Raw genomic sequence first — 25,766 nt, forward strand, 5'->3', positions numbered from 1 at the left:
TAGCGGCTGTTTTCCGATTACGCCAGCTTTGCCTTCACTTCGTCGGCGACGTTGGCGGGCACCTCGTCATAGTGCGAGAACTGCATCGTGTACTGCGCACGGCCCTGGGTGAACGAGCGGAGCGCGTTCACGTAACCGAACATGTTCGCCAGCGGCACCATGGCAGTGACGGCCTGCGCGTTACCGCGGGTGTCCGTGCCCTGGATCTGGCCACGACGGCTGTTCATGTCGCCGATGACGTCGCCCAGATAGTCTTCCGGGGTGACGACTTCGACCTTCATGATCGGCTCGAGCAGCTTGATGCCGGACTTCTGCGCCGCTTCGCGCATCGCTGCACGGGCGGTGATTTCGAAGGCCAGCGCCGACGAGTCGACGTCGTGGTACGCACCGTCATACAGCAGCACTTCGAAGTCGATGATCGGGAAGCCGACCAGCGAACCCGTCTCGGCGGTCTCGCGGAAGCCCTTTTCGATCGCGGGGATATATTCCTTCGGAATGTTACCGCCCTTGATCTCGTCCTTGAAGACGAAGCCCGAACCGCGCTCGCCCGGCGTCAGCTTGACCTTGACGCGACCGAACTGGCCGGTGCCGCCCGACTGCTTCTTGTGCGTGTAGTCGATGTCGACCGGCTTCGCGAGATATTCGCGATACGCCACCTGCGGCGCGCCGACGTTTGCCTCGACCTTGAACTCGCGCTTCATGCGGTCGACCAGGATCTCGAGATGGAGCTCGCCCATGCCCTTGATGATGGTCTGGCCGCTCTCCGAGTCGGACGAGACGCGGAACGACGGGTCCTCGCGGGCAAGACGATTGAGCGCGACGCCCATCTTTTCCTGGTCCGCCTTGGTCTTCGGCTCCACCGACAGCTCGATCACGGGCTCGGGGAATTCCATCCGCTCGAGGATGATCGGCGCGTTCTGCGCGCAGAGCGTGTCACCGGTCGTGGTATCCTTGAGGCCGGCGAGCGCAACGATGTCGCCCGCATAGGCTTCCTGGATGTCCTCACGGCTGTTCGCATGCATCAGCAGCATGCGGCCGACCTTTTCCTTCTTGTCCTTCACCGAGTTCATCACGGTGGTGGCCGCTTCGAGCTTGCCCGAATAGATGCGCGCGAAGGTCAGGGTGCCGACGAACGGATCGTTCATGATCTTGAACGCGAGCGCCGAGAACGGCACTTCGTCCGAGGACGGACGCTCGTCCGGCGTCTCGCCGTCGAGCTTGACGCCCTTGATCGCCGGAACGTCGAGCGGGCTCGGCAGATAGTCGATCACGGCGTCGAGCAGGGGCTGCACGCCCTTGTTCTTGAACGCCGAACCGCACACCACCGGCACGAACGCCATCTCGAGCGTACCCTTGCGGATCAGCTTCTTGAGGTCGGCGACGCTCGGCTCGTTGCCTTCGAGATACGCTTCCATCAGCGAATCGTCGAGTTCGACGGCCATCTCGATCAGGTCGCTGCGATACTTCGCGGCCTTCTCGGCGAGATCCGCCGGGATGTCCTGATATTCGAACTTCGCGCCCAGGCTCTCTTCGAGCCAGATGATCGCGCGGTTCTCGACCAGGTCGACGAGACCCTTGAAGCCGCCCTCGATGCCGATCGGGAGATACAGCACTGCCGGACGCGCGCCGAGGCGGTCGATGATCGAGTTCACGCAGAAATAGAAGTCTGCACCGGTGCGGTCGAGCTTGTTGACGAAGCACATGCGCGGCACGCCGTACTTGTCGGCCTGACGCCACACGGTTTCCGACTGCGGCTCAACGCCGGCAACGCCGTCGAAGCACGCAACCGCACCGTCGAGCACGCGCAGCGAACGCTCGACTTCGATGGTGAAGTCGACGTGGCCGGGGGTGTCGATGATGTTGATCCGGTGCTCTTCGCCCTTGCCGTCCTGGGCGCGCCAGAAGCAGGTGGTAGCAGCAGACGTGATCGTGATCCCGCGCTCCTGCTCCTGCTCCATCCAGTCCATCGTCGCGGTGCCTTCGTGCACTTCGCCGATCTTGTAGGACTTGCCGGTGTAATAAAGGATGCGCTCGGTCGTGGTCGTCTTACCGGCGTCGATATGGGCCATGATGCCGATGTTGCGGTAACGCTCGAGCGGATGGCTGCGGGCCATGATCGTGGTTTCCTTGAAAATTTGGGGAGCCGGACCGTCCGGCTCCCCAATATGTAGGGTCGAAAGTTACCAGCGGTAGTGGCTGAAGGCGCGGTTCGCTTCCGCCATGCGGTGCGTGTCTTCGCGCTTCTTCACCGCGTTGCCGCGGTTGTTCGCCGCATCCATCAGCTCACCCGAAAGACGGGCGGCCATGGTGTGCTCGCTGCGGTTGCGGGCCGAATTGATCAGCCAGCGGATCGCGAGCGCCTGCGCACGCTCCGGACGAACTTCGACCGGAACCTGGTAGGTCGCACCGCCGACGCGGCGGCTGCGGACTTCGATGCCGGGCTTCACGTTGTTCAGCGCGTCATGGAAGACGCCGATCGGCTCGCGCTTGGCGCGCTGCTCGACGGTCTCCAGGGCACCGTAGACGATCGCTTCTGCAACGGCCTTCTTGCCGTCCAGCATGACCGAATTCATGAACTTCGACAGAACCTGATCACCGTAGACGGGATCGGGCAGGATTTCCCGCTTTTCGGGACGACGACGACGTGCCATCTCACATAATTCCTTCTGATCTTCAGCCGATCCGGAACACGTCCGGGGCTTACTATGGCCTGATTACTTCGGACGCTTCGCGCCGTACTTCGAACGGCTCTGCTTACGATCCTTGACGCCCTGCGTATCGAGCACGCCGCGAAGGACGTGGTAGCGGACGCCGGGAAGATCGCGCACACGGCCACCGCGGATGAGCACAACCGAGTGCTCCTGCAGGTTGTGGCCTTCGCCCGGGATGTAGCTGATGACTTCGCGGCTGTTGGTCAGACGGACCTTGGCCACCTTGCGAAGTGCCGAATTCGGCTTCTTCGGGGTCGTCGTGTACACACGGGTGCAGACACCGCGCTTCTGCGGGTTCTGTTCCATCGCAGGGACCTTGGACTTGGCCTTCTGCGGTTCGCGGCCCTTGCGGACCAGCTGGTTAATCGTCGGCATGAAGCCCTTCACCTTTCAGATGGTTACTTTGCTGGAGCCCTGTTGGACAGAATACGAAAAAGCCCCGAAGGCCTCAGCCCCCCGGGCGATTGCGTCTCCAGCAACGTTCAGCTCTTTGTACCCAAGGCAGGAATCGCCCTACCCGGAACCGGGCGGCCTATACCGATGCAGGGCGTTCCGGTCAACAGCGCGCCCCCTCGGGCCGCCGCACCGCGGGCGTTAACCCTTTCCAGGGGCTGCTCCCCGGCGGCGGCTGTGCTAGCCCGCGTGCCGAATGGGTTCAACATGGGGATGTGGCGCATGTTCAACGGCAACCGCAATCGGGAGGAGCGTAACACCTCCTCGGCAAGCGCGGCGCAGAGCAATGCCCGGCGCGGGCAATTCTCGGTGCTCGGCGCCGACATCGTCATCACCGGCAACCTCGTCGCCACGTCGGACCTGCATATCGACGGGCGGATCGAAGGCGATGTCCGCTGCGGCAGCCTGGTCCAGGGCGCCGAGAGCCAGATCTTCGGCCGAGTCGAGGCCGAGGACGCACGCCTCGCCGGGTCGGTCGAAGGATCGGTGCGTGCCCGCCAGCTCACCATCGAGCGCACCGCGCGGATCACCGGCGACGTCGAATATGAGACGATCATGGTCGAACAGGGCGGCCATATCGACGGCCGGCTCAAGCATATCGGCGGCGCGACCGCCACGGTCGCGCCGCCGGTGCTGATCAAGGCGAGCGAGGAAGCGGCCTGAGGCCCCCTCCCCTGCTGGGTCACATGCCCTTGATCATGTCGTAGTGCTTGGAAATGACGGGCGCCGCCTCCTTCGCGAAGTCGCGCAGCTGCGCCACATCGCCCGCATTGGCATAGGCCTGCACCGCCGCCAGGGCCTTCTGGTGCGCGACGACCTGCTGGCTCTTGTACGCCGTGTCGAACTGGGTGCCGGTCGCCGATTCGAGCGTCTTCAGATTGGCCTGCTGCTCGTCGGTCATCGCCGGGGCCGGGGTGATCGCCGGGCTGGCCTTGCCGCCTGCGGTCTTCAGCATCGCGGTGGACTTGGTGTGATCCTCGACCATCTGCTTGCCGAAGCTCTTCAGGTCGGCGGCCGTCGCCTTTTGCTGGGCGAGCTTGCCGGCAGCGATCTCATAGGCGTCGCTCGCCGCGACCGTGTTGGCGAAATCCTGGCCGGTCATCGGCGCGGCGGCCATGGCATTGCCGTCCATGCCGTTCATCGCGCCCATATTGTCGCCCATGGGCGTCTCGCCGGCGGGGACGTTGGTGACGGTGTCGCCGCTGTTCATGGCATCGGTGCCGCCATTGCTGTTGCCGCCGCAAGCAGCGAGCGCGAAGATCGGGGCGGCGCTCAGGATCAACAGGTGCTTCTTCATCATACAGACCTCCTCGGTTTCCGGGTCCGAACGCCCCGCCCCCGGCCGCGTTCCGAAACGGGCAGCTTATGTGTTTGAGTTAGCATCATAAGTTATAAATCAGCGGCGCTCTGGCGCTGCACTTGCGCGTTTCGTCAATCAATTGGTGCGGCGCAGCGCGATTGATGCGGTGCGCAAACTTACGTTACCTTTGATCCATTTGCCGGTTAAATTCGGCACTTAGGTCAGGAGCCTCACTGCAAGAGGACTCCCACGATGCCCCAGGATGAACGAACCCGCCGCATGGAACGCCTGCGAAGCTCGATCGCGCTGCTGCTGTTCGGGCTGGGCACGCTGGCCTTTCTGATCGCCATCGACCGCCCCGAATGGTTCCACCTGCGCCCGGCGAGCGGGACCGCCGCGGCGATGTCCCACGCGTCGAGCCCCGCGCCCGACCGGAACGACGGCTGACCGGACCTACAATCGTTTTCGCGCGTAGAGTCCGCCCATGATCGTCACCACCGCCCCCCGCGCCAAGCAGGTCCTCCGCGAAATCTGGATGCCGCTGGCGCTGCTGTTCCTCTGGGACGTGATCGTCACCATCGTCTACTTCGTACTGCCGTTCCGCGCGCCTTCGCTACCGCTGACGCTGTTCGGAACGGTGCTGGGGCTGTTCCTCGGCTTCCGCTCCAACTCGGCCTATCAGCGGTGGTGGGAAGGCCGCGGGCTGTGGGGGCTGATGATCAACGCCAGCCGGAACCTGGCGCGGATGGCGCGCAACTACCTCCCCGAAGGCGAGGCGGTCGATCTCAAGCGCACCATCGTGCTGCGCCAGATCGCCTATGTGAACGCGCTGCGCTGCCAGCTGCGCCGCCAGTCGGCGGACAAAGAAGTGCTGCGCTTCCTCTCCAAGGGCGAGGCCGACTATGCGCTGGCCCGCACCAACATCGCCAACGGCATCGTCGACGGTACCGGCCGGCGGATCGAGATTGCCCGCTCGAAGGGCTGGATCACCTCGATGCAGCAGCATTCGATGGAAAGCGTGCTGATCGACATCGCCAATGCCCAGGGCGGCATGGAGCGGCTGAAAAACACGCCGCTGCCGATGCAATTCCGCTTCGTGCCGACCGCCTTCACCCATATCTTCTGCGTGCTGCTGCCAATCGGGCTGGTCGAGACGCTGGGCGTGGCGACGCCGCTGGGCTCGACCATTGCCGGGCTGATGTTCCTGGCGGTGCTCGCGATCGGCGACGACCTGGTCGACCCCTTCGCCAACACGGTGCACGACCTGCCGCTGAACGCGATGTGTCGCACGATCGAGATCGACCTGCTGCAATCGATCGGCGACCCTGCGCCCGAACCGGCCACGCCCGACAAGGCCGGCGTATTGTGGTGATTCCGCGGTGGGTTGCCGCCCTGCCCCGCTTGCCGCTACAGGCAGCGGCGTAACGGGTGTCCTCCCGCCGATGGGGGGATGAAAAGGGAAGTCGGTGCAAAGTCCGGCGCTGCCCCCGCAACTGTAGCCGGTAAGCCGGCGCGCCAATCTGCCACTGGAGCCGAATGCTTCCGGGAAGGCGGCGCGCCTGCGACGACCCGGGAGCCAGGAGACCTGCCCGCTACGGTCGATTCCTTCACGCGGGCGGGGTGCACCGGGTGATCGGGGCTGAAATCCCCGTGTGAGCGACACCAAACCATGCGGGAGCAGCCTGCTCCCCCATCCGGGTGTCTGAAATGCAGTTCTTCAAGCTTGCCCTGTTGGCCACCGCCGCGCTCGCGCCGCTGGCCGCCCATGCCGATCCCGACGACGACCGCATCGTCGTCGTGGCGAGCGGCGTCGCCCAGCGCGCCGATACGGTCGGGCGCTCGATCACCACCATCGACCGCGAGGAGATCGAGCAGCGCCAGACCGTGGCGCTCTCGGACCTGCTCGCCACCACCCCGGGTGTCACCGTCGTCCGCAACGGCGGGCTCGGCACCGCGACGGCGCTCAGCATCCGCGGCGCGCAGAGCGACCAGACGCTGGTGCTGATCGACGGCGTCCGCGTGGGCGATCCCTCCGCGACCGGCGGCGCCTACAATTTCGCCAGCCTGCTCGCCGGATCGGTCGAGCGCGTCGAGGTGCTGCGCGGGCCCAATTCGGTGATCTGGGGCAGCCAGGCGATCGGCGGCGTTGTCAACGTCACCACGCTCCAGGGCGCGCAGGGTCTGCACATGCGCGGCAATGCCGAGGGCGGATCGTTCGGCACGTTCAACGGCAACGCCGCGATCGCCGGCGGCAACGACCGGATCACCGCGGGGCTGACCGCAGGCTATCTCACCACCGACGGCATCTCGGCGGCAGCGAATGGCAAGGAGGCCGACGGCTATCGGCAGGTCGGCGCCACCGGCAATGTCGAGGTACAGCTGGCCCCCGGCCTCGCGCTCGACCTGCGCGGCTATTATGCCGACAGCAAGGTCGACCTCGACGGTTACGCCCCGCCGACCTACGATTTCGGCGACACGGGCGAATATGCCAAGACCCAGGAGATCTACGGCTATGCCGGGCTGAAGAACGACGCGGTCGGCGGCAGGCTGCACAACCGGCTGGGCTTCACGCTCTCCGACATCCACCGCGACGGCTACAACGACGATTCGTCGATCGCCTACCGCTATCGCGGCCGCGCCGAGCGCTACACCTATCAGGGCGACGCGACGCTGGCCGAGCAGTTCCGCCTGGTGTTCGGCGCCGAGCATGAGCAGAGCCGCATCCGCTATGACGAGGGCTTCGGCAGCGCCGGCCGCTACGCCGTGGGCATCACCAGCTTCTACGGCCAGGCGATCGTCACCCCGATCGCACCGGTGACGCTGACCGGCGGCGTCCGCCACGACGATCACGACACGTTCGGCGGCCACTGGACCTGGAACGGCGATCTCGCCGTCCGCGCCACCGCGACCACGGTGCTGCACGCCAGCATCGGCGAGGGCTTCAAGGCGCCGACGCTCTACCAGCTCTACAGCGCCTATGGCGATCGCAGCCTCCGCCCGGAAACGGCCAGGAGCTACGAGGCCGGGGTGCGGCAGACGCTGGCGGGCGGCAAGGTCGCGCTGGGCGCCACCTGGTTCCACCGCGATTCGGACAACCAGATCGACTACAACTTCGATACCTCGACCTATTACAACCTCAACAAGACGCGGGCGGAGGGCGTGGAGCTCGAGGCGCTGCTCCAGCCGGTTAGCGCGCTGACGGTGCGGGCGAACGTCACCCATGTCTTCTCGGAGAATCGCAGCACCGGCTATCGGGGCAACGACCTGCCGCGCCGCCCGCGCGACACCGCCAATGTATCGGCCGACTATCGCTTCCCCTTCGGACTGGCGATCGGCGGCACGGTGACGATGGTGGGGGACAGCTTCAACGATGTCGGCAACCTGACCCCGATCGACGGCTATGCGCTGGCCGGCGTGCGCGCCGAGATGCCGGTGACGAAGCTGCTTTCGGTCTATGGCCGCGTCGATAATATCGGCGACGTGCGCTACCAGCAGACCACCGGCTACGGCACCTATGGCCGCGTTGCCTTTGGCGGCGTGCGGGTGCGCTTCCAGTGAGGTTCGGCGCCGCGCTGCTTGCCTGGCTTGGGCTTTTCTGCCTGGGGCTCGCGGGCTGCGCGGCGCCGCCTTCCGTCGGCGGCGGGGGCATCGTCTCGATGAATCCCTGCGCCGACGCGACGCTGCTGGAGCTGGTGCCGCCGTCGCGGATCGCCGCGATCAGCCATTATTCGCGGCGCGCCGATTCCACCTCGATTTCGCTGGAGGTCGCGCACCGTTTCCGTGGCAACAACGGCACGGCGGAAGAGGTGATCGGCCTCAAGCCCGATCTGGTGGTGGCCAGCAGTTTCACGGCGCCCTCGACCCGCGAGGCCTTTGCCCGTGCGGGACTGAATGTGCTGTACCTCGGCATCCCGCCCTCGATCGCCGAGAGCAAGGCACAGGTGACCGAACTCGCGGCCGCCGTCGGCGAGCCCGCCAAGGGCGCCGCGCTCAATGCCAAGATCGAAACCGCCGTCGCGGGCGCCCGCTGGACCGGTCCCAAGGCCCCCGCCCTGCTCTGGATCGGCGGCAACCTCGTCACCGGCGGCCAGACGCTGCTCGACGACCTGATGACCACCGCCGGCTTCTCCAACCAGGCGGCGCATTACGGCCTCACCCATACCGGCCATCTGCCGATGGAGCGGGTGATCGCCGACCCGCCGCGCGTGATGCTCGCCCCCGAAGCCGCCGGGCACGACAGTGATTCGCGCGCCGCGATCCTGCGCACGCGCGCCATCGCCGAGACAGGCCTCCAGGTCACCCAGGCGCAATTCTCGCGAAGCCTGGTCAATTGCGGCGGCCCGGTGATTCCCGCCGCGCTCGCCCGCCTAGCCGAGATCCGCAAGCAGGTCCGCTAGACGGATTCAGCGCCGCGAGATCACCTTCTCGATCGATTCGTGCCGCGCCGGATCGGCCTCGCCGAACTCGCGCTCCAGCCGGTCGCGGATGTCGAGCAGCTGCTTCTCGCTGAGATGCTCGATGCCGATGAACTCGTTGCGCGCCTTGTCGATCGCGCGGATCACTTCGTCCAGCTTGGCCTGCAGCGCGGCGGCGTCGCGGTTCTGGGCGTTCTGGATCAGGAACACCATCAGGAAGGTGACGATGGTGGTGCCGGTGTTGATCACCAGCTGCCAGGTGTCCGACCAGTGGAACACGGGCCCGCTGAAACCCCAGACGATGATGATCAGGAAGGCGAAGACGAAGGCCGGCGGACGCCCCGCCCATCCTGCGACGCTCTGCGCGAACCGTTCGAAAATGCGTCCCAAGCCGATGCTCCCGATCCGTGGTCGCGCCGCTATGCGCGTGCGCCGGGCGCTTGCCAATCGGGGCCATACCGCAGTGGGATAGGGCCAGACGCTAAAGGGGGGCCGGCGTTGCCGCCAGCCCCCCCATGTCGCCGGCCGATCGGGTGGTGCGCCGAAGCGCATCGCCTGGCCCGTCGGCGGCCTGCGGCGACCGCCCCGGCAGGGGGACGCTCACCGGTTCGGCACGCGAACCGCCACCGGGAGGGGCGATCGTCGCGCACCTGCCGGGTCGCGCGGTTTCCGAAAGGCACCAGCGCCGACACCAGCTTGCAAGCTGCTGATTTCGCTTCGGTTTCCCTCCGCGCCGCCAGCCTTCTTACAGGTTTGAGGGTCTCACTCGCGGCGAGTCGGACCAAGCGGCATCGCCTGTTGATACTGTGGATAACGGGGATAACCCGCGCTCAGAGCCCCGGCGGCGACCAGCCCGGCGCGGCCAGCTCGAACCCGGCAAAGTCGAAGCCAGGCACCACCACGCAGCTCACCAGGCCCCAGCCGTGCGGCGCCTCGGTCGCCTGCCAGCGCCCAGCGGGCACGCGCGCCTGTGGCGCCTGCCCCGCAAGCACGTCGCCCCCGAGCAGGACGCGTTCGATCGCCCCTTCGGGGCCCTCGATAAGCAGGTCGAGCGGCGATCCGGCGTGCCAGAGCCACAATTCATCGGCATCGACCCGGTGCCAGTGCGAGCGCTGCCCCGCCTCGAGCAGGAAGAGGATTCCGGTGCCCGGCGAGCGGGTTTCCCCCTCGGCGGGGGCCCGCCACGTCTCGCGATACCAGCCGCCCTCGGGATGGGCCGCCAGCCCCAGTCGTTCGATGATCTTCCGCGCCTCGTCCAACTGCCTGCCTCCTGCCTGAACGCCGCGTAGTATTGGGTTCATGCAACCGGGATTAAACCCGACACGTTCTTTTCAACAACAACAACTCGGGGAGTATCCCATGCGTACCCTTCTGCTTTCGCTCAGCGCCGCCGCGCTCGCCATTCCTGCCGCGGTCGTGCTGCCTGCCACCCAGGCCGAGGCAAAGGCTTCGATCGGCCAGGACCGTTACTATCGCGACCATGACGATCGCCGCTATCGCGATGACCGCCGCTACCGCGACGACAACCGCCGCTACGCCTATCGCGAATGGCGCGGTCGCGACGGCCGCCGCTATTGCCGCAAGCCCGACGGCACCACCGGCACCGTGGTCGGTGCGGTCGGTGGCGCGCTGCTCGGCCGCACCATCGACACCGATGGTGACCGCATGGCCGGCACCCTGCTCGGCGGCGTCGCTGGCGCACTGGCCGGCCGCGCGATCGAAAAGGGCGGCAGCAACTGCCGCTGATGCGCTGAAGCATTAACCCCGGGGTGGTAGACACGCCGGGGCATGCTTCGCGTCCTCGTCCTCTCCACCCTGTTCCCGGACGCCGCGCGCCCGAATTTCGGCATCTTCGTCGAGCGCCAGACCCGGGCGCTCGCGGCGCGGGACGGGGTGGAGGTGCGGGTCGTCGCCCCGCGCGGGCTGCCACCCTTCCCGCTCGATCGCCACCCGCGCTATGCCGCGCTTGCCGACCAGCCCCCGCGCGAAGACTGGAACGGCCTCGCCGTCCATCGTCCGCGCTTCCTCAACCTGCCCGGCACCGGCGGTCGCTTCCATGCCACGATGCTCGCCCGCGCACTTCGCCCGATGCTGGCCGAGCTGCGCCGCACCTTCCCCTTCGACGTGATCAACGCCGAGTTCTTCTTCCCCGATGGACCCGCCGCCGTTGCGCTGGGAAAGACCTTCGACGTGCCGGTCTCGATCAAGGCACGCGGCTCGGACATCCACCAATGGACCCGCCGCCCCGCCATCGCCCGGCAGATCGTGCGCGCGGGACGGGCAGCGGACGGGCTCCTCTCCGTCTCCCTCGCACTACGCGACGATATGATCGCGCTCGGCATGCCCGCGGAGCGGACCGACTGCATCGTCACTGGCGTCGACCTCGCCCGCTTCGCTCCTCGCGACCGCGCCGCTGCCAAGCAAGCGCTGGGAATTACTGGGCCGCTGGTCGCCTCGATCGGTGCGCTGATCCCGCTGAAGGGGCACGACCTGCTGATCGACGCGGTCGCGAGCCTGCCGGGCGTCCATCTCGCCATCGCCGGCCAGGGGCCGGAAGCCGAGCGGCTTGCCGCCCGCATCGCTGGCCATGGCTGCGGCGACCGCATCCGGCTGTGCGGCCCCCTCCCCCCGGAGCGGATCGCCGAATTGCTTGCCGCCGCCGATGTGATGGCGCTCGCCTCCGCCTCCGAAGGGTTGGCCAATGCGTGGCTCGAGGCGCTGGCGAGCGGCACGCCGATCGTGATCCCCGATGTCGGCGGCGCGCGCCAGGTCGTCACCGAAGCCGACGCCGGGCGCATCGTCGAACGCACCCCTGCCGCACTCGCCGCCGGCATCGCCGAACTGCTCGCCGCGCCCCCGGCCCCCGAGGATGTCCGCCGTGTTGCCGCCCCCTTCACCTGGGAAGCGAACAGCGAACGATTGCACCGGCATCTGGCACGACTTGTCGCCCAACATCGCGGAACCTGAGCGTATCTGCAGGGGTTCGTAGCTGTCGGGGAAACGCAAGGAGCCCGTGATGCAGAAGCCCAAGCCCTATCGATCGCCGCGCCGACGCCATGCTCCGGCAGCGTTGCCGCCGCGCCGGCTGCGTCGCGCCGCCACCGCGCCGGTCGAGACCGATTTCGACATCGTCTTCGAATGGGAGGCCGACGAGCCGACCCACCACTGACCCCGCCTGCCGCCAAACGTTGACAGCTCGAATCGCTTGGCGGAAGCTGGCCGCTTCACCCAGAGAGGGAGGTGCGGCATGGCCGGCAAGAAAGAGAAGAAGGCGAAGAAAGACGGCAAGAAGACCTCGTTCCTGCCCAAGGTGATCGACGGCATCAAGCTGCCCAAGGACGCCCGCCGCCAGCTTACCAGTCTCGCCAAGCATCCCGTCATCGCCGACCTGCTCGCCTCAGGCCTGGTCGCGCTCGCCCAGCGGATCAAGGGCGGCGAAGCCAAGGCCGAAGCCACGCCGGCGCCCACGCCCGAACCCGCGCCCGCACCGGCCGCAACCGAAGCGGCGGCAACGCCCGCCAAGCCGGCGGTGAAGCGCATCCGCAAGCCGGCCGCCGCTGCGCCAGCAGAGGCTGCGCCCGCTGCGAAACCCGCGCCGGTACGCCGCGCCCGCAAGCCCGCGACCGCTAAGCCGGCCGCCGCTGCGGACACGACCACCGCGTCCGCTGCCCCGGAAACCGCGGTCGCAAAGCCCACCAAGGCCCCGCCGCCGCGCCGCACCCGCAAGAAGACCGACACCACCGCCAAGCCACGCACCCGCCGCACGCCGCCCAAGACGGAGAGCTGATCGCCTGCTATCCTGGGCGCCGGGGTAACCAGGGGAGCACTTCATGCAGACCACGCACGCGCCCGAGACGCATGGACCCGGCCATGCGATCGAGCGCCTGATCTTCTTCTCGGACGCGGTGTTCGCCATCGCGATCACGCTGCTGATCATCGAGATCCACGTACCGGAGATCCACCCGCCCCTCACGGACGCGGCGTTCCTGCAGGCGCTGGCGCATCTGTGGGTGAAGTTCCTCAGCTTCTTCGTGTCGTTCTTCGTGATCGGCGCGTTCTGGGCGGGGCATCACCGCGCCTTCGATTGCGCGCGCCACTGGTCGCCCAAGCTGATCCTGCCCAATCTCTTCATGCTCAGCACGGTGGCGGCGATGCCGTTCTTCACCGCCTTCTCGTCCGAATATTACGGGCACCGGGTGCCCTCGGCGCTCTATGCCTTCTGGATGATCCTGATCGCACTCGCCAATATCTGGGTGCAGCGGCTGGCGACCTCGCCGCCAGTGGTTGGTGAGCGCGTGTCCAAGGCGCATTGCCGGGTGATCCGCCAGCGCGGGATCGCGACGCTGCTCGGCACCATCTCTGCCTTCGCCATGGCGCTGGTGTTTCCCTTCGCCTCGCAGATGACGCTCGCGACGATCCCCCTGTGGCGGCTGCTGCTCCAGCGGATTTCACCGCCCAAGGCATAGCCGGCAGATACGAAACGGGCCCCGCCGTGCGGCGAGGCCCGTCTCCTTCACCCGTCGCCGCGATCAGCGACGGTGGTTGTTGCGGTCGTGCCGCTCGTAGCGGATCTTCGCCGACAGCGCGTCGTAGCGGCGGTCGAGATCGCGGCGCTCCTGCATGGTCAGGCCGGGGCGCGAGGCGCGGTAGCGCGCCTCCAGGCGCACCAGGCCGCGATATTCGTTGCGGATCTGGGTCGCCTCACGGCGGCTCAGCGAACCCGAGCGGATGCCCTGGTTGATGCGCTGTTCGATGCGATCCTGGCGGGCGTTGATGTTCTGCCAGCCCGGCTGCGCCGATGCGGGAACGGCGGCGGTGGCGACACCAAGGCCTGCGATCAGCAGCATGAACTTCTTCATCGGGTACTCCTCAATTCGACTGGACCGCCCCTGCGGTCGAGAGCCGTTGTGGAACGCCGATGTCGCGATTTTGTCCCACCCACCGAGATTTTCCGTCACCAATTGTCGCAAGCTCGCGACCTTCGTTCAGGTTCAGGCGGCGAGCAGCCGCTCGGCCTGGGCGCGCGCCTCGGGGGTGATCTCGGCGCCCGAGAGCATCCGCGCGATTTCCTCGCGGCGCTGCTCGGGGCTGAGCGGGGTGACGCCGGTGCGGGTGACGATGCCGTCGTGACTCTTGGCGATCAGCAGGTGCCGCGCGCCGCGTGCCGCGACCTGCGGGCTGTGGGTCACCACCAGCAGCTGCGAGCCCTGCGCCAGCCGCGCCAGCCGCTCGCCGATCGCGTCCGCCACCGCGCCGCCGACGCCGCGATCGATCTCGTCGAAGATCAGCGTGCGGGCGCCGCCTTCCTCGGCCAGCGCCACCTTCATCGCGAGGATGAACCGCGACAGCTCGCCGCCGCTGGCGATCTTCATCAGCGGCGCGAAGGGTGCGCCGGGGTTGGTCGAGACCTCGAACTCCACCCGGTCCATGCCGGCCGCGCTCCACTGATTCTCGTCAAGCGGCTCGACCACCGTGCGGAAGCGCGCGGCATCGAGCTTGAGCGGCTTGAGTTCGCTGGCCACCGCGGCATCCAGCCGCGCCGCTGCCATGGTGCGCATGGCGGAAAGCGTCTGCGCCGCCTCGCGATAGGCGGCATGCGCTGCCGCCGCCGCCTTTTCCAATTTGGCAATGCCCGCCCCGCCGCTGGTCAGCCGCTCCATCCGGCCGGAAAGCTCGGCGAGCAGCGCGGGGAGTTCGTCCGGCTGCACCCGGTGCTTGCGGGCGACGGCACGCAGTTCGAACAGCCGCGCCTCGTCAGCCTCCAGTGCGGCAGGATCGAACGCCAACGCCTCGGCGGCGGAATCGACCTGCGCCTGCGCCTCGCTGCCCTCGGTGATCGCGCGATCGATCGCAGCCAGCGCCTCGGCCAATGCTTCGTGATCGTCGGACACGCGTTCGAGGATCCGCGCCGCCTGCCGCAACCGCGCCAGCCCGCCGTCCGATCCCTCGAGCAGATCGGCGATGCCCTGCAGGTCGGTCGCGATCTTCTCGCCGCGCTGCATCGAGGCGCGACGCTCGGCGAGCCGCTCCTCCTCGCCTTCCTCGGGGGCGAGCGCGGCAAGTTCGGTGACGGCATGTTCCAGCCATTCGCGGTCGCGTTCGGCGGTGTCCTGCTCGGCCCGCGCCACCGCGAGCGCATCCTCGGCAGCGCGCCAGGCGCGATGCGCGATCGCCACCGGCCCCGTGTCGCAGCGCCCGAAGGAATCGAGCAACAGCCGGTGCCCGCGCGGATTGAGCAGGCCGCGATCGTCATGCTGGCCGTGGATTTCGACGAGGTGCGGCGCCAGTTCGCGGAGGAACCCGGCGGATGCGGGCTGGTCGTTGACGAACGCCCGGCTGCCGCCATCGGCCTTGACCAGCCGGCGGACCAGCAGCGGCTCGCCCGGTTCCAGCTCCATGCCGTTCTGCGCGAAGAGGTTGGCGATCTCGCCGTCGGCGGCCGGCGGCATGAAGCTCGCCACCACCACCGCTTGGCTCGCGCCGCTGCGGACCAGCCCGCTATCGGCGCGCGCGCCCAGCGCCAGCCCCAGCGCGTCGAGCAGGATCGACTTGCCCGCCCCGGTCTCGCCGGTCAGCACGCCGAGCCCTTCGCCGAACTCCAGGTCCAGCGCCTCGATCAGCACCACGTCGCGAATGGATAGCGCGGTCAGCATCGGGGCCTCCTATCGCAGGAACAGGAGAAGAACGAAAGTGCTTTTAGCTCGCAGGCTTGGGCGGCGGGCTAGCCTTGGCGGCGGCTGCCACCTTGTCCTGGTTTTCCTGCATCAGCTCGTACGCATGCTTGTACCAGTCGGTGCCCGGATAGTTCGCACCCAGCACCGCGGCGGCCTTGTTGGCCTCCTCCGGCACGCCCATCGCGAGATAGCTCTCGGTCAGACGCATCAGTGCCTCAGGCACGTGCGTGGTCATCTGATAGTTGTCGACCACGTTGCGGAAGCGCAGCGCCGCCGCCAGCCACTGGCCGCGCTTCTCGTAGAAGCGGCCGACTTCCATTTCCTTGCCGCCCAGGTGATCGCGCACGAGGTCGAGCTTCAGGCGGGCGTCGGCGGCGTAGCGCGAATTGGGATAGCGGCGAATCAGCTCGCCCAGCGAATCGAGCGCCTGCTGGGTGATCTTCTGGTCGCGGGTGACGTCGCTGATCTGCTCGTAATAGGAGATGCCGATCAGATAATAGGCATAGGGCGCATCGCGGTTGCCCGGGTGCACGGCCAGGAAGCGCTGCGCCGAGGCGATCGCTTCGGCATAGTCGCGGTTCAGATAATAGCTGAACGCGCCCATCAGCTGCGCGCGGCGGGCCCACACCGAATAGGGGTGCTGGCGCTCCACTTCGTCGAACAGCGCGGCGGCGAGCTTGTACTGGTGCTGGTCCAGCTTCTGCTTGGCCGTGCTGTACAAGGTGCCCACGTCGCGCGCGACATAGGGGAGATCCTTCACTCCGCCGCGCTTGGCGCAGCCGGCGACGGAAAGGGCGAACACCGGGAGAAGCGCGAACGCAAGCGCGCGAGGCAGAGGACTACGCATATGGCGGGGTTCTTAGACCGGGGCCGTGGCTGCAAACAATCCTTTTCGGGGCGGGATTGCGGCGGAACCTGCTTCGGGCCACATGCGCTCCCGTTTCCGTGACCGTAATTGAAGGGGATCTTCCGTGCCCGCCACGCTTCTCGCCACCCATCGCGTCGAAAAACCCTGGGGCCGCCACACCCTGTATCCGGGCTTTGCCGATCCCGCCAAGGACGGCGATCCGGTCGGCGAGGTCTGGTTCCAGACGCCGGGCGACAGCACCCCCGATCTGCTGATCAAGTATCTGTTCACCAGCGAGAAATTGTCGGTGCAGGTCCACCCGAACGACGAGCAGGCGCACGCCGCCGGGCTGCCGCGCGGCAAGGACGAATGCTGGGTGATCCTCGACGCCCAGCCCGATTCGACGATCGCACTCGGCACCAAGCAGCCCTATACCCGCGAGGAACTGCGCGCCGGGGCGCTCGACGGCTCGATCGAGGACATGCTCGACTGGAAGCCGGTCAAGGCGGGCGACTTTTTCTACTCGGCCTCGGGCACGGTGCACGCGATCGGCGCGGGAATCACGCTGATCGAGGTCCAGCAGAACAGCGAGACCACCTACCGCCTCTATGATTACGGCCGCCCGCGCGAACTGCATCTGGATGCGGGCATCGCCGTCGCCGATCCGGTGCCTTTCGTGCCGCACCCGATGCCGGGCGCGGTGGCGCCGAACCGTACGATCCTGGTCGAGGGCCCGAAGTTCGTGCTCGAGCGCTGGGAAGGCGGGCATCGCCGCTTCGATCTGCCCGAAGGCACCACCGGCTGGCTGATCCCGATCCGGGGCGAAGGCGTGGTCGACGGCGTCGCGTTCAAGGCCGGCGAGTGCGTGACCGTACAGGGCCATGCCGAACTGCACGCCGAAGTCGGCAGCGATCTGCTGTTCGCCTATCCGGGCGACGCGCGTGTCCCGTCGATGGACGCCGAATGAACCATATGTAGTTTCATATTCACGCAACTTGCCGCCGCCCCGGCACGTTCGGCACGCATCGATAACGACAAGGAAATGTCCCGATGCGCATGTTGTTCGTAGCCGCCGCGGCGGCGGCGCTGACCCTGCCGACCGTGCCCGCGATGGCGCAGGGCTGGCAGAATCGCGACGCCCATTGGCAGGACCGTGGCCATGGCCGCGATCATGACGGCCGCTGGAACGATCGCGGGCGCGGCCATGGCGCGGATCGCGGCGATTGGCGCCGCTTCCGCAACTATGACTATAACCGCCCCGGCCCCGGCCAGCGCCGTTATTATGCCGACCAATATTATCGCGACGGTCGCTATTATCAGGAGCGCCGGCTGAGCCGGAACGACCGCATCTATCGCGGCCGCGACAATCGCTATTATTGCCGCCGCAACGACGGCACGACCGGCCTGATCGTCGGCGGCCTGGGCGGCGGGCTGCTGGGCAACGCGCTGTCCTCGGGCGGCAATGCGACGCTCGGCACCCTGCTCGGCGCCGTCGCGGGCGGCGCGCTCGGCCAGTCGGTGGACCGCGGCAACGTCCGCTGCCGCTGAGGCCGGACGGCAAGCATCATGAGGGGCCCGGTTCGCCGGGCCCCTTTTTTGTTGCCTAGATGAACCCGCCGGTGAGCATCAGCCGCACGCCGCTGACGATCAGGATCAGCAGGTTGAGGTTCCGCCCCGCCGTGCCCCGCGACAGCATACCGACCACCGTGCCGGTGACCGCGATCGGAAAGGCGATCCAGTTGACCAGCGGCACGAAGGGGAACGGAATGATCCCCACCAGCGCAAAGGGCAGCGCCACCAGCCCGATCAGCAGCGAGAGTGCGTTGAACATGACGGGCATGTGGGGCAGCGGAGGTGTGTTATCAAGATAGGACGCGCAGGCTTTGGCGCGACCCAACAAGATCTTAACCTTGGCGCACATACGGCAAACGGAACGGTCGGGCCGCCATTTGAAAGCAGTCAACAGGCGATGGTCCTGCCCTCATTCAGCAGGAGTTTGAGTAGCGATGCAGCCCGCCGACCTACCAATGGAGGAGCGCCTTCGCGCAAACGCTCAGTTGGTCCTTTCGCTTGCGACAGAGAAGCTTGGTGTAGCGATCGGATATGACGAGACGGGTGTGCGTTGGCTCGATGGGTATATTTAACGTCAGCATGAACACGGCGAAGTCGCGACTCGCGATGGGCTGATCAGCCTGCTCGGATCTTTTCTTGGTGAGTGCATCATACGCTCCCTCGGCGGCAGCTGGGCTTTCACCGACGAGTCCTGGGGAGTCAGATTCGACGAGAAAAATATCGTGTTTCCGTTCGCGAAGGTAGCCAAACAGCTTGAGCACGGATCGGAAGATTCCGTGCTGCGTTTCTTCACCCTCATTCCAATCATCTTCAAATTGAAATGAGGGTGATAGCCAACTTGAGGTGCAGCCGAGCCGCCACCGCCCCACTGGCAATCTTCAGCCAGGCTGATCCAAACCGTAGATGTCGAGGTCAACGAGCAGCCCGCGCTCTCCCAGACGAAACAGCGTCTCGGATCGCAATGTCAGGCCTTCGTTCCCGCTGTTTAGGAACAAGCCGCAGAATGCTCGTCCCCGGTGTCGCTGTGAAAAAGACCGCCAGGCTACGAGGTCATTGGACAAACCGTCGAGCAAGCCGTTGATTTGACCATCCAGATCACTTGGCTGCCGCCGATCGGCTTCGATCCGCCACGATCCCGTCACCGCTGTTTTCACCGCTCCTGACTTCGTTTTCCACCGGCCGCCCTTGGCTACACCCACGGTAGGTTCAGCACCTAAAGCCGCTGAAATCTCCTCCGGATCGAGATCGTCACCGTAGAAACCGATCGAAGCGGCAGATTCGTGCAAGATTGCCATAAAAATGCCTGTCGCATGAATCGCCACGTGCCGCCAAGAAGCCCGCCGGCAGCTGTCCACCAATTCCGGCCACTCACCACCTCCGCGTCCTAGGCGCGACGTTTGCCGCAGCCCCATCGATTCACACGCCCGACAGGTCCATCGTGGGCGGGCGTTTGTACCTTGCGCCCTCGATGGCGCTGTACGCGAAATCGAAGAACTCCCCGCCCTGCGTGTAGACGCGGACGGAGAACTGGCTCTTGTTGATGCGAACGATGGCAAGGGGCTCGGCTCTCGCCCGGATATAGAGCTGGACGGTCGCGCCGCCGTGCAGGCCCTCGTCCACGCAATCGACGATTTCTCGTCCTGCAGAGTGATCTCTCGCACTCACGCCAACGCTCCTTCCGCCAAATCGGTCATCGCTGGGGCGTACGTTTCGCGAAACCGCGAACGATCATATCGGTACTGCCACCAACGGGTGTCATTCTCACGATCGACCAAGACCGCGCCCGGGCAGCGCGGAGCTGGCGACGAGCAACTGGTACCGCGCGTTGCTTAACGATCGCGCGCTCCGACACTCCGAACATTACCTGAGCGCAACGGCGTATCGCCGGCGATTGCGCGATTGCCAAGCTTGATCCCGTCGCAATGTTTCCCATATGTTCTCATGCCCGCAAAATGCGCGCCGCTATTTGATAAGGTTTAGCTTCTCCCTGGCACGTTCGCGGCGACTGCACGTCCCGCGGCCCCGCGCATCGTTCCCCTGGGCGGCACGACTGCACCTACGCGCTCGCATAGGTAAACGTGCGTGCGTGTGAACTTTGGCAACTTGTCCTGCCCGGCGGTCCCGATTTTGCCGCTAGTCGAATTGCGCATATGCGTGAACTTCGTGAACTTAGGCTGGCGACTGCCGGCCGCCGCAACGACCGCCCAGAGACCCTGGGACAACCGCCCACCCCGAAACTTCCCCTTTGCCCCGATTCGCGCTAGGGGCGCGGCATGCCCAATCTTTTTCTCGTGATGCTCGGCGGGGCCATCGGCTCCGCGGCCCGCTACGGCGTTGGCCGCGCCGGCGTCGCCCTGCTCGGCCCGGCCTTCCCCTGGGGGACCCTCGCCGTCAATCTTGTCGGCGGCTTCCTGATGGGGATGCTCGGCGCCAGCCTGCTGCGCTTCGGCCCTAATGCCGAACAGGCGCGGCTGTTGCTCGGCGTCGGCGTGCTCGGCGGCTTCACCACCTTCTCCTCCTTCTCGCTCGAAACCTTCGCGATGATCGAGCGCGGCGATGTGCTGGTGGCGCTCGGCTATGTCCTCGCCTCGGTGATCGGCGCGATCGGCGCCCTCGCCGTCGGCATGACGCTCGCCCGGGCGGTGACGGCATGAGCAGCAACGAGGACGGCGTCCGCCAGTTCGTCGTCGGCTATGACGATGAAGGCATCCGGCTCGATCGCTGGTTCAAGCGGCACCTGCCGGACGTGAGCTTCAACATCGTCTCGCGCTGGGCCCGCACCGGCCAGCTGCGCGTCGACGGCGCCCGCGCCACGCCGGGCGACCGCCTCGCCGCCGGTCAGCAGATCCGCGTCCCTCCGGCCGAGCCGGCCAAGGCCGCCGCCGCGTCTGCCCCGCGCGCCAAGCGTGCCCCCAAGCCGCTCAGCGAGGAGCAGACGGCGTTCGCGCAATCGCTGGTGATCCACCGCGACAACGCCGCGCTGGTGCTCAACAAGCCGCCGGGCCTCGCGACCCAGGGCGGCACCAAGACGTTCGAGCATGTCGACGAACTGCTCGACGGGCTGTGGTTCGAGGCGGAGGGCCGCCCCAAGCTGGTCCACCGGCTCGACAAAGATACCTCGGGCGCGCTGCTCGTCGCCCGCTCGGCGCGCGCCGCGGCGTTCTTCTCCAAGAGCTTCTCCAGCCGCACCGCGCGCAAGATCTACTGGGCGCTGGTGATGGGCGTGCCGGAGATCGAGGACGGCTTCATCGAGCTGCCGATCGGCAAGCAGCCGGGCACCGGCGGCGAGAAGATGCAGGTCGACATGGAAGAGGGCCAGCCCGCCCGCACCCGCTACCGGGTGATCGAGATGGCCGGCAATCGCTGCGCCTGGGTCGAGCTCCAGCCGTTTACCGGCCGCACCCACCAGCTGCGCGTCCACATGGCGGCGATCGGCCATCCGATCGTCGGCGACGGGAAGTACGGGCTGCAGGAGGCGTTCCTCACCGGCGGCATCAGCCGCAAGATGCACCTCCATGCCCGCCGCATCCGCATCGACCATCCCGATGGCGGCCGGATCGACGTCCGCGCCGATCTGCCGCATCATTTCGCCGAGTCGATGCATACGCTGGGCTTCGACCTGTCGGTGGGCAACGCGCTGGAGATCGACGACGGTCCGCCGCCGATGAGCAAGGAACTGCTCAAGCAGAAGGCCAAGGCCCACGCGAAGAATTACCGCAAGGAACGCCGCGGCGAACGGCGGGGCCGCGGGGAGAAGAAGTGATGGCGGTCGGCAAGCAGCCATGAACCGCCTCGCTTTGTTCGATTGCGACGGCACGCTGGTCGACAGCCAGGCGAGCATCTGCCTCGCCATGGAGCATTGCTTCGCCGGCCAGAAGCTGGAGCCGCCCACCCGCGAGGCGATTCGTCGCATCGTGGGGCTCAGCCTGGTCGAGGCGATCGCCCAGCTGCTGCCGGCGGCGGAGGACGACTTCCACCGCCACCTCGCCGAAGAGTACAAGCTCGCCTATTTCGCCTTGCGCACCGCCGGCCATATCGAGGAGGAGCCGCTGTATGACGGAATCCTCGAGGCGATCGAGACGCTGGATGCGAATGGCTGGTTGCTCGGCGTCGCCACCGGCAAGTCCGATCGCGGGCTGATTCGGGTGCTGGAGGCGCATGGCCTGGGCCAGCGCTTCGTCACGCTGCAGACCGCCGACCGCCACCCCTCCAAGCCGCACCCCTCGATGATCGAGACCGCGATGGCCGAAGCCGGCGCGGGTCCGGAGACGACGGTGATGATCGGCGACACCAGCTTCGACATGGCAATGGCCGTGGCGGCTGCTGCCCACCCCTTGGGTGTTGCATGGGGCTACCACACTCCCCATGATCTCCACGCGGCCGGCGCGGTGCGGGTCGTGGAGCATGCGTCGGCGATTCCGGCGCATCTGGAGGCCCTATGACAGACGCCGATCGCCTTGCGCGCAATCGCTATTTTCTGATGATGGGCGCGAACTGCGTCGGCGTGGCCGGCGCGGTGCTGGCGCTGCTGATCCTGGGCCGCGCCAACACCAACGAGCTGACGATGCTGGGCATCGCGCTGATGCTCGCCTCGTTCTGGTTCATGGCGGCGGTCCCCCGGATGCTCGCCCGCCGCTGGAGGACACCCCCCGAAGCATGAAACGTTTCTGGAAGACCGTAACGATCGTCGACGGCGCGATCGAACTCGATGGCCGCCCCGTCCGCACCCCTGCCCGCGCTGCGCTGACGCTGCCCACGCCCCAACTGGCCGAAGCGGTGGCAGAGGAGTGGCGGAGTGTCGGCGAGGAACTCAATCCCCGCGCCATGCCGCTGACCGGGCTCGCCAACGCGGCGATCGACCAGATCGCGCCGAACCCCGCGCCGTTCGCGGCCGACCTCGCGCGCTATGGCGAGAGCGACCTGCTCTGCTACCGCGCCGAGCTGCCCGAGCCGCTGGTTGCGCGCCAGGCCGCGCAATGGGACCCGCTGCTCGACTGGGCACGCACCCGCTACGACATTCATTTCGAGACGACCGCTGGCATCATGCACCACCCCCAGCCGGCCGCAACAATCGCGCGGTTGCAGGAGGTGGTGGCAGCGCTCGACCCGTTCCGGCTCGCGGCACTGAGCCCGCTGGTGACGATCAGCGGCTCGCTGGTCGCTGCGCTGGCGCTGCTCGAAGGTGCCGCGGACCGCGAGACGGTGTGGCGTTCTGCCATGCTCGACGAGGACTGGCAGGTTGAGCAATGGGGCGAGGACGACCTCGCCACCCGCGCCCGCAACGTCCGTCGCGCGGATTTCGACGCAGCGGTGCGGTTCCTCAGCCTCCTCTGAGACGCCTCAGAGGACGTCTGATTCCCCGGTGGGGTCGCCACGCTTCATCAGCCCGCGGATGAAGCCGATCAGACCGGTCTGGCGCGAGCGCTTGAGCCGCTCGGCCTTGAGGATGGTGTGGACCGCCTCGAAGCACTTGTCGGCATCGTCGTTGACCAGGACGTAATCATAGCCGTCCCAGTGGCTCACCTCGTTCGAGGCGCGGGCCATGCGGTGGGCGATCACGTCGGGCGAGTCGGTCTGGCGGCCTTCGAGGCGGCGGTGGAGCTCGGCCATCGAGGGCGGCAGGATGAACACGCGGACCACGTCCCCGCCCATCGTCTGGTGGAGCTGCTGGGCGCCCTGCCAGTCGATGTCGAACAGCATGTCGCGGCCGGTGGCGAGCACCGCGTCGACCGGGCCCTTGGGGGTGCCGTAGCGATGCTTGAAGACGTGCGCCCACTCGATGAAATGGTGCTGCGACACCATCTCGCGGAACCGGTCGACGCTGACGAACGTATAGTCGACCCCGTTCACTTCGCCCGGCCGCGGCTCGCGCGTGGTCACCGAGACGGAGACGGCGAGATCGGGTTCGGCTGCCAGCAGCTTGCGGGCGATGGTCGACTTGCCGGCGCCCGAGGGCGAGGAAAGGACAAACAAAACCCCGCGGCGATGGAATCCATGCGGGTCGTTCTGGTGCGTATGGGCCATGCGGGCCTTTGGCGTAGCGGCACCCGAGCCGTCAAGCCCGGGCACCGTTTGCGGCTTACGCGCCGAGGCCCGTATCGGGACCGTGTTCGGTGGTCAGCTTGCGCTTGAGATAGGCCGCGCCCACCGCGCCCGCGCCGAGCACGAACGCCGCGGGCACCACGCGCTTGGCGACTTCCCAGGTCGCGACGCCGACCGCTGCGCCCACCGCGCCGCCTTCGCCGTCGCGCCGGTCGATCTTGCTGCCGATCCAGCCTGCAATCAACTTGCCGATCATTGTCTTCTCCTTCCCCGCAAGAACGGCGGTGCGGCGGCGGCGTTCCCGCCGCTCGCCGCAGCCGATCAACGGCCGATCATCGTCTCGGGCTTCACGAACTTCTCGAAAGTCGCGCTGTCGACAAGGCCCAGCGCCAGGCCCGATTCCTTGAGGGTGAGGCCCTTCTCGTGCGCGTTCTTGGCGATCTTGGCCGCCGCGTCATAGCCGATGGCAGGTGCCAGCGCGGTGACCAGCATCAGCGAGCGATCGACCAGCTCCTTGATCCGCGCCTCGTTCGCCACCGCGCCGTCCACCGCGCGTTCGGCGAAGTTGGTCATGCCCACCGACATCAGCGTGATCGAGCGCAGCAGGTTCGCGCCGATCAGCGGCTTGAACACGTTGAGCTCGAAATGGCCCTGCATGCCGCCCACCGTCACGGCGGTGTGGTTGCCGATCACCTGGGCGGCGACCATCGTCAGCGACTCGCTCTGGGTCGGGTTGACCTTGCCCGGCATGATCGAGCTGCCCGGCTCGTTCGCCGGCAGCTCCAGCTCGCCCAGGCCCGAGCGCGGGCCCGAGCCGAGCAGGCGGATGTCGTTGGCGATCTTGGTGAGCGACACCGCCAGCGTGTTGCAGACCCCCGACAGGTTCACCAGCTGGTCCTTGGTCGCCAGCATCTCGAACTTGTTGGGCGCGGAGACGAAGGGCAGCCGGGTGATCTTGGCGATCTCCGCCGCCACGTCCTCGGCATAGCCCGGCGGCGAGTTGAGCCCGGTGCCCACCGCCGTGCCGCCGAGCGCCAGCTTGAAAATGTCGAGCTCCAGCACGCTCTGGAACCGCGCCCGCGCCGAGGCGAGCATCGCGACATAGCCGGAAAATTCCTGCCCAAGCGTCAGCGGCGTCGCGTCCTGCAGATGGGTGCGGCCGATCTTGACGATGTGATCCCAGTCATGCGCCTTGCGGTCGAGCGCGGTGTGCAGTCGCTCCAGCGCTGGGAACAGGTCCAGCGTCACCGCACGCGCCGCGGCGATGTGCAGTGCGGTCGGGAAGCTGTCGTTCGACGACTGCGCCATGTTGACATGATCGTTGGGGTGGATCGGGGTCTTGCCGCCGCGTTTGCCGGTGAGGATTTCGTTGGCGCGGCCGGCGATCACCTCGTTGACGTTCATGTTGGTCTGGGTGCCGCTGCCGGTCTGCCAGACCACCAGCGGGAACTGGTCGTCGAGCTTGCCGTCGATCACTTCCTGCGCGACCTGGTCGATCACCTCGGCGATCTTCGGATCGAGCCCGTGCTTCACGTTCACGCGCGCCGCGGCCTGCTTCACGATCGCCTGGGCATGGACGATGCCGATCGGCATCCGCTCCTCGGGCCCGAACGGGAAGTTCTGGATCGATCGCTGGGTCTGGGCACCCCAATAGGCGTCGGCGGGAACTTCGATCGCGCCGATCGAGTCGGTTTCGGTGCGCGTGCCGGTCATGTGCTTCTCCGCGTTGTTTGTGCGCGATGTAGGCCGCCC

33 protein-coding genes and 1 riboswitch are annotated in these 25,766 nt (G+C 67.0%); of the genes, 17 read left to right on the top strand and 16 right to left on the bottom strand.

Features of this window, described 5'->3' with window-relative positions:
* Positions 1 to 17 precede the first annotated feature (17 nt).
* The 3 genes from fusA to rpsL form a co-directional block, all read right to left on the bottom strand.
* Positions 18 to 2,114 carry an elongation factor G gene (gene fusA / locus ABIC35_RS10510; RefSeq protein WP_121074305.1) on the bottom strand — a complete coding sequence of 699 codons (2,097 nt, stop codon included), beginning with the start codon at positions 2,112 to 2,114 and terminating at the stop codon, positions 18 to 20.
* 66 nt (positions 2,115 to 2,180) lie between these two features.
* Positions 2,181 to 2,651 (bottom strand): 30S ribosomal protein S7, encoded by a 471-nt coding sequence (gene rpsG, locus ABIC35_RS10515; protein ID WP_121074302.1) that lies wholly within the window; start codon positions 2,649 to 2,651, stop codon positions 2,181 to 2,183.
* 63 nt (positions 2,652 to 2,714) lie between these two features.
* The gene (gene rpsL, locus ABIC35_RS10520; protein ID WP_010545715.1) at positions 2,715 to 3,086 is read right to left on the bottom strand and encodes a 30S ribosomal protein S12; all 372 of its coding nucleotides are present in this window, start codon (positions 3,084 to 3,086) and stop codon (positions 2,715 to 2,717) included.
* 285 nt (positions 3,087 to 3,371) lie between these two features.
* Here rpsL and ABIC35_RS10525 point away from each other — a divergent pair, with 285 nt between their 5' ends.
* Positions 3,372 to 3,827: a bactofilin family protein gene (locus ABIC35_RS10525; protein WP_354278429.1), complete on the top strand. Its 456-nt coding sequence runs from the start codon at positions 3,372 to 3,374 to the stop codon at positions 3,825 to 3,827.
* Positions 3,828 to 3,846: 19 nt separating this feature from the next.
* On the opposite strand, the gene ABIC35_RS10530 is transcribed toward ABIC35_RS10525, so the two are convergent.
* The gene (locus ABIC35_RS10530) at positions 3,847 to 4,464 is read right to left on the bottom strand and encodes a DUF4142 domain-containing protein (RefSeq protein WP_121074299.1); all 618 of its coding nucleotides are present in this window, start codon (positions 4,462 to 4,464) and stop codon (positions 3,847 to 3,849) included.
* 279 nt (positions 4,465 to 4,743) lie between these two features.
* On the opposite strand from ABIC35_RS10530, the gene ABIC35_RS10535 reads away from it, so the two are divergent.
* From ABIC35_RS10535 to ABIC35_RS10550, 4 genes are all read left to right on the top strand, one after another.
* Complete coding sequence (locus ABIC35_RS10535) at positions 4,744 to 4,911, top strand: hypothetical protein (protein ID WP_313535827.1); 168 nt, start codon at positions 4,744 to 4,746, stop codon at positions 4,909 to 4,911.
* Between the two features lie 37 nt (positions 4,912 to 4,948).
* Complete coding sequence (locus ABIC35_RS10540) at positions 4,949 to 5,836, top strand: bestrophin family protein (protein WP_121074293.1); 888 nt, start codon at positions 4,949 to 4,951, stop codon at positions 5,834 to 5,836.
* A gap of 37 nt (positions 5,837 to 5,873) precedes the next feature.
* Positions 5,874 to 6,071: riboswitch (cobalamin riboswitch) on the top strand.
* A 100-nt stretch (positions 6,072 to 6,171) separates the two neighbouring features.
* A complete protein-coding gene (locus tag ABIC35_RS10545) occupies positions 6,172 to 8,022 on the top strand; it encodes a TonB-dependent receptor plug domain-containing protein (RefSeq protein WP_121074290.1) in 1,851 nt (616 codons plus the stop codon).
* On the top strand, positions 8,019 to 8,861 hold the full coding sequence (locus tag ABIC35_RS10550; RefSeq protein ID WP_121074287.1) for an ABC transporter substrate-binding protein: 843 nt from the start codon (positions 8,019 to 8,021) through the stop codon (positions 8,859 to 8,861). Before ABIC35_RS10545 ends, ABIC35_RS10550 begins: the two co-directional genes overlap by 4 nt.
* 6 nt (positions 8,862 to 8,867) lie before the next feature.
* Here ABIC35_RS10550 and ABIC35_RS10555 read toward each other — a convergent pair whose 3' ends face one another.
* Together ABIC35_RS10555 and ABIC35_RS10560 are read right to left on the bottom strand one after the other, a co-directional pair.
* On the bottom strand, positions 8,868 to 9,269 hold the full coding sequence (locus tag ABIC35_RS10555) for a low affinity iron permease family protein (RefSeq protein ID WP_121074284.1): 402 nt from the start codon (positions 9,267 to 9,269) through the stop codon (positions 8,868 to 8,870).
* Between the two features lie 440 nt (positions 9,270 to 9,709).
* Positions 9,710 to 10,138 (bottom strand): cupin domain-containing protein, encoded by a 429-nt coding sequence (locus tag ABIC35_RS10560; RefSeq protein ID WP_436286776.1) that lies wholly within the window; start codon positions 10,136 to 10,138, stop codon positions 9,710 to 9,712.
* A 100-nt stretch (positions 10,139 to 10,238) separates the two neighbouring features.
* Here ABIC35_RS10560 and ABIC35_RS10565 point away from each other — a divergent pair, with 100 nt between their 5' ends.
* The 5 genes from ABIC35_RS10565 (at position 10,239) to ABIC35_RS10585 (ending at position 13,345) form a co-directional block, all read left to right on the top strand.
* Positions 10,239 to 10,625: a glycine zipper 2TM domain-containing protein gene (locus tag ABIC35_RS10565; protein WP_121074278.1), complete on the top strand. Its 387-nt coding sequence runs from the start codon at positions 10,239 to 10,241 to the stop codon at positions 10,623 to 10,625.
* Positions 10,626 to 10,667: 42 nt separating this feature from the next.
* A complete protein-coding gene (locus ABIC35_RS10570) occupies positions 10,668 to 11,846 on the top strand; it encodes a glycosyltransferase (RefSeq protein WP_121074275.1) in 1,179 nt (392 codons plus the stop codon).
* A gap of 49 nt (positions 11,847 to 11,895) precedes the next feature.
* Positions 11,896 to 12,048, top strand: a complete 153-nt coding sequence (locus tag ABIC35_RS10575; RefSeq protein ID WP_183049314.1) for a hypothetical protein — start codon at positions 11,896 to 11,898, stop codon at positions 12,046 to 12,048.
* A 78-nt stretch (positions 12,049 to 12,126) separates the two neighbouring features.
* A complete protein-coding gene (locus ABIC35_RS10580) occupies positions 12,127 to 12,666 on the top strand; it encodes a hypothetical protein (protein ID WP_121074272.1) in 540 nt (179 codons plus the stop codon).
* A 43-nt stretch (positions 12,667 to 12,709) separates the two neighbouring features.
* A complete protein-coding gene (locus tag ABIC35_RS10585) occupies positions 12,710 to 13,345 on the top strand; it encodes a TMEM175 family protein (RefSeq protein WP_121074269.1) in 636 nt (211 codons plus the stop codon).
* A 63-nt stretch (positions 13,346 to 13,408) separates the two neighbouring features.
* Here ABIC35_RS10585 and ABIC35_RS10590 read toward each other — a convergent pair whose 3' ends face one another.
* From ABIC35_RS10590 to ABIC35_RS10600, 3 genes are all read right to left on the bottom strand, one after another.
* Positions 13,409 to 13,738, bottom strand: coding sequence for a hypothetical protein (locus ABIC35_RS10590; protein ID WP_121074266.1), 330 nt, complete (start codon positions 13,736 to 13,738; stop codon positions 13,409 to 13,411).
* A 132-nt stretch (positions 13,739 to 13,870) separates the two neighbouring features.
* Positions 13,871 to 15,532: a DNA repair protein RecN gene (gene recN / locus ABIC35_RS10595; RefSeq protein ID WP_121074263.1), complete on the bottom strand. Its 1,662-nt coding sequence runs from the start codon at positions 15,530 to 15,532 to the stop codon at positions 13,871 to 13,873.
* Between the two features lie 43 nt (positions 15,533 to 15,575).
* A complete protein-coding gene (locus ABIC35_RS10600; RefSeq protein ID WP_121074260.1) occupies positions 15,576 to 16,400 on the bottom strand; it encodes an outer membrane protein assembly factor BamD in 825 nt (274 codons plus the stop codon).
* 124 nt (positions 16,401 to 16,524) lie between these two features.
* On the opposite strand from ABIC35_RS10600, the gene ABIC35_RS10605 reads away from it, so the two are divergent.
* Positions 16,525 to 17,367: a class I mannose-6-phosphate isomerase gene (locus tag ABIC35_RS10605; RefSeq protein WP_121074257.1), complete on the top strand. Its 843-nt coding sequence runs from the start codon at positions 16,525 to 16,527 to the stop codon at positions 17,365 to 17,367.
* 83 nt (positions 17,368 to 17,450) lie between these two features.
* Entirely contained in the window at positions 17,451 to 17,948 is a 498-nt protein-coding gene (locus ABIC35_RS10610; protein WP_121074254.1) for a glycine zipper 2TM domain-containing protein, read from the top strand.
* Positions 17,949 to 18,003: 55 nt separating this feature from the next.
* Here ABIC35_RS10610 and ABIC35_RS10615 read toward each other — a convergent pair whose 3' ends face one another.
* From ABIC35_RS10615 to ABIC35_RS10630, 4 genes are all read right to left on the bottom strand, one after another.
* Positions 18,004 to 18,231, bottom strand: a complete 228-nt coding sequence (locus tag ABIC35_RS10615) for a hypothetical protein (RefSeq protein WP_121079160.1) — start codon at positions 18,229 to 18,231, stop codon at positions 18,004 to 18,006.
* 190 nt (positions 18,232 to 18,421) lie between these two features.
* The gene (locus ABIC35_RS10620) at positions 18,422 to 18,733 is read right to left on the bottom strand and encodes a hypothetical protein (protein WP_121074251.1); all 312 of its coding nucleotides are present in this window, start codon (positions 18,731 to 18,733) and stop codon (positions 18,422 to 18,424) included.
* 117 nt (positions 18,734 to 18,850) lie between these two features.
* Positions 18,851 to 19,294: a DUF4279 domain-containing protein gene (locus ABIC35_RS10625; RefSeq protein WP_220667334.1), complete on the bottom strand. Its 444-nt coding sequence runs from the start codon at positions 19,292 to 19,294 to the stop codon at positions 18,851 to 18,853.
* 94 nt (positions 19,295 to 19,388) lie between these two features.
* The gene (locus tag ABIC35_RS10630; protein ID WP_183049313.1) at positions 19,389 to 19,637 is read right to left on the bottom strand and encodes a hypothetical protein; all 249 of its coding nucleotides are present in this window, start codon (positions 19,635 to 19,637) and stop codon (positions 19,389 to 19,391) included.
* A gap of 608 nt (positions 19,638 to 20,245) precedes the next feature.
* Between ABIC35_RS10630 and crcB the strand changes: the two genes are divergently transcribed.
* The 5 genes from crcB to ABIC35_RS10655 are packed head-to-tail and all read left to right on the top strand — an operon-like array spanning position 20,246 to position 23,306.
* On the top strand, positions 20,246 to 20,626 hold the full coding sequence (gene crcB / locus ABIC35_RS10635) for a fluoride efflux transporter CrcB (RefSeq protein ID WP_121074242.1): 381 nt from the start codon (positions 20,246 to 20,248) through the stop codon (positions 20,624 to 20,626).
* Positions 20,623 to 21,735 (top strand): RluA family pseudouridine synthase, encoded by a 1,113-nt coding sequence (locus tag ABIC35_RS10640; RefSeq protein WP_121074239.1) that lies wholly within the window; start codon positions 20,623 to 20,625, stop codon positions 21,733 to 21,735. Before crcB ends, ABIC35_RS10640 begins: the two co-directional genes overlap by 4 nt.
* Positions 21,736 to 21,754: 19 nt before the next feature.
* Positions 21,755 to 22,414, top strand: coding sequence for an HAD-IA family hydrolase (locus ABIC35_RS10645; protein WP_121074236.1), 660 nt, complete (start codon positions 21,755 to 21,757; stop codon positions 22,412 to 22,414).
* Positions 22,411 to 22,632, top strand: coding sequence for a hypothetical protein (locus tag ABIC35_RS10650; RefSeq protein WP_121074233.1), 222 nt, complete (start codon positions 22,411 to 22,413; stop codon positions 22,630 to 22,632). Before ABIC35_RS10645 ends, ABIC35_RS10650 begins: the two co-directional genes overlap by 4 nt.
* Positions 22,629 to 23,306 (top strand): ATP12 family chaperone protein, encoded by a 678-nt coding sequence (locus ABIC35_RS10655; RefSeq protein ID WP_121074230.1) that lies wholly within the window; start codon positions 22,629 to 22,631, stop codon positions 23,304 to 23,306. Before ABIC35_RS10650 ends, ABIC35_RS10655 begins: the two co-directional genes overlap by 4 nt.
* 6 nt (positions 23,307 to 23,312) lie before the next feature.
* Here ABIC35_RS10655 and gmk read toward each other — a convergent pair whose 3' ends face one another.
* From gmk to fumC, 3 genes are all read right to left on the bottom strand, one after another.
* On the bottom strand, positions 23,313 to 23,996 hold the full coding sequence (gene gmk, locus ABIC35_RS10660) for a guanylate kinase (protein WP_121074227.1): 684 nt from the start codon (positions 23,994 to 23,996) through the stop codon (positions 23,313 to 23,315).
* Positions 23,997 to 24,051: 55 nt separating this feature from the next.
* Positions 24,052 to 24,270: a hypothetical protein gene (locus ABIC35_RS10665; RefSeq protein WP_093294653.1), complete on the bottom strand. Its 219-nt coding sequence runs from the start codon at positions 24,268 to 24,270 to the stop codon at positions 24,052 to 24,054.
* Between the two features lie 65 nt (positions 24,271 to 24,335).
* Positions 24,336 to 25,727, bottom strand: coding sequence for a class II fumarate hydratase (fumC, locus tag ABIC35_RS10670; RefSeq protein ID WP_121074224.1), 1,392 nt, complete (start codon positions 25,725 to 25,727; stop codon positions 24,336 to 24,338).
* Positions 25,728 to 25,766 lie beyond the last annotated feature (39 nt).

Source organism: Sphingomonas trueperi, assembly GCF_040545965.1.
Classification (GTDB): Bacteria; Pseudomonadota; Alphaproteobacteria; order Sphingomonadales; family Sphingomonadaceae; genus Sphingomonas; species Sphingomonas trueperi_C.

Bases quoted from the DNA above. Each gene is read 5' to 3' on its own strand.
- crcB (WP_121074242.1), top strand. From the start codon at position 20,246: ATGCCCAATCTTTTTCTCGTGATGCTCGGCGGGGCCATCGGCTCCGCG.
- ABIC35_RS10525 (WP_354278429.1), top strand. From the start codon at position 3,372: ATGGGGATGTGGCGCATGTTCAACGGCAACCGCAATCGGGAGGAGCGT.
- ABIC35_RS10545 (WP_121074290.1), top strand. From the start codon at position 6,172: ATGCAGTTCTTCAAGCTTGCCCTGTTGGCCACCGCCGCGCTCGCGCCG.
- fusA (WP_121074305.1), bottom strand. From the start codon at position 2,114: ATGGCCCGCAGCCATCCGCTCGAGCGTTACCGCAACATCGGCATCATG.
- ABIC35_RS10580 (WP_121074272.1), top strand. From the start codon at position 12,127: ATGGCCGGCAAGAAAGAGAAGAAGGCGAAGAAAGACGGCAAGAAGACC.
- ABIC35_RS10650 (WP_121074233.1), top strand. From the start codon at position 22,411: ATGACAGACGCCGATCGCCTTGCGCGCAATCGCTATTTTCTGATGATG.
- ABIC35_RS10615 (WP_121079160.1), bottom strand. From the start codon at position 18,231: ATGTTCAACGCACTCTCGCTGCTGATCGGGCTGGTGGCGCTGCCCTTT.
- ABIC35_RS10585 (WP_121074269.1), top strand. From the start codon at position 12,710: ATGCAGACCACGCACGCGCCCGAGACGCATGGACCCGGCCATGCGATC.
- ABIC35_RS10640 (WP_121074239.1), top strand. From the start codon at position 20,623: ATGAGCAGCAACGAGGACGGCGTCCGCCAGTTCGTCGTCGGCTATGAC.
- ABIC35_RS10575 (WP_183049314.1), top strand. From the start codon at position 11,896: ATGCAGAAGCCCAAGCCCTATCGATCGCCGCGCCGACGCCATGCTCCG.
- ABIC35_RS10530 (WP_121074299.1), bottom strand. From the start codon at position 4,464: ATGATGAAGAAGCACCTGTTGATCCTGAGCGCCGCCCCGATCTTCGCG.
- ABIC35_RS10565 (WP_121074278.1), top strand. From the start codon at position 10,239: ATGCGTACCCTTCTGCTTTCGCTCAGCGCCGCCGCGCTCGCCATTCCT.
- ABIC35_RS10540 (WP_121074293.1), top strand. From the start codon at position 4,949: ATGATCGTCACCACCGCCCCCCGCGCCAAGCAGGTCCTCCGCGAAATC.
- ABIC35_RS10600 (WP_121074260.1), bottom strand. From the start codon at position 16,400: ATGCGTAGTCCTCTGCCTCGCGCGCTTGCGTTCGCGCTTCTCCCGGTG.
- fumC (WP_121074224.1), bottom strand. From the start codon at position 25,727: ATGACCGGCACGCGCACCGAAACCGACTCGATCGGCGCGATCGAAGTT.
- ABIC35_RS10590 (WP_121074266.1), bottom strand. From the start codon at position 13,738: ATGAAGAAGTTCATGCTGCTGATCGCAGGCCTTGGTGTCGCCACCGCC.
- ABIC35_RS10535 (WP_313535827.1), top strand. From the start codon at position 4,744: ATGGAACGCCTGCGAAGCTCGATCGCGCTGCTGCTGTTCGGGCTGGGC.
- ABIC35_RS10570 (WP_121074275.1), top strand. From the start codon at position 10,668: ATGCTTCGCGTCCTCGTCCTCTCCACCCTGTTCCCGGACGCCGCGCGC.
- ABIC35_RS10610 (WP_121074254.1), top strand. From the start codon at position 17,451: ATGCGCATGTTGTTCGTAGCCGCCGCGGCGGCGGCGCTGACCCTGCCG.
- ABIC35_RS10645 (WP_121074236.1), top strand. From the start codon at position 21,755: ATGAACCGCCTCGCTTTGTTCGATTGCGACGGCACGCTGGTCGACAGC.
- rpsG (WP_121074302.1), bottom strand. From the start codon at position 2,651: ATGGCACGTCGTCGTCGTCCCGAAAAGCGGGAAATCCTGCCCGATCCC.
- ABIC35_RS10665 (WP_093294653.1), bottom strand. From the start codon at position 24,270: ATGATCGGCAAGTTGATTGCAGGCTGGATCGGCAGCAAGATCGACCGG.
- gmk (WP_121074227.1), bottom strand. From the start codon at position 23,996: ATGGCCCATACGCACCAGAACGACCCGCATGGATTCCATCGCCGCGGG.
- recN (WP_121074263.1), bottom strand. From the start codon at position 15,532: ATGCTGACCGCGCTATCCATTCGCGACGTGGTGCTGATCGAGGCGCTG.
- ABIC35_RS10655 (WP_121074230.1), top strand. From the start codon at position 22,629: ATGAAACGTTTCTGGAAGACCGTAACGATCGTCGACGGCGCGATCGAA.
- rpsL (WP_010545715.1), bottom strand. From the start codon at position 3,086: ATGCCGACGATTAACCAGCTGGTCCGCAAGGGCCGCGAACCGCAGAAG.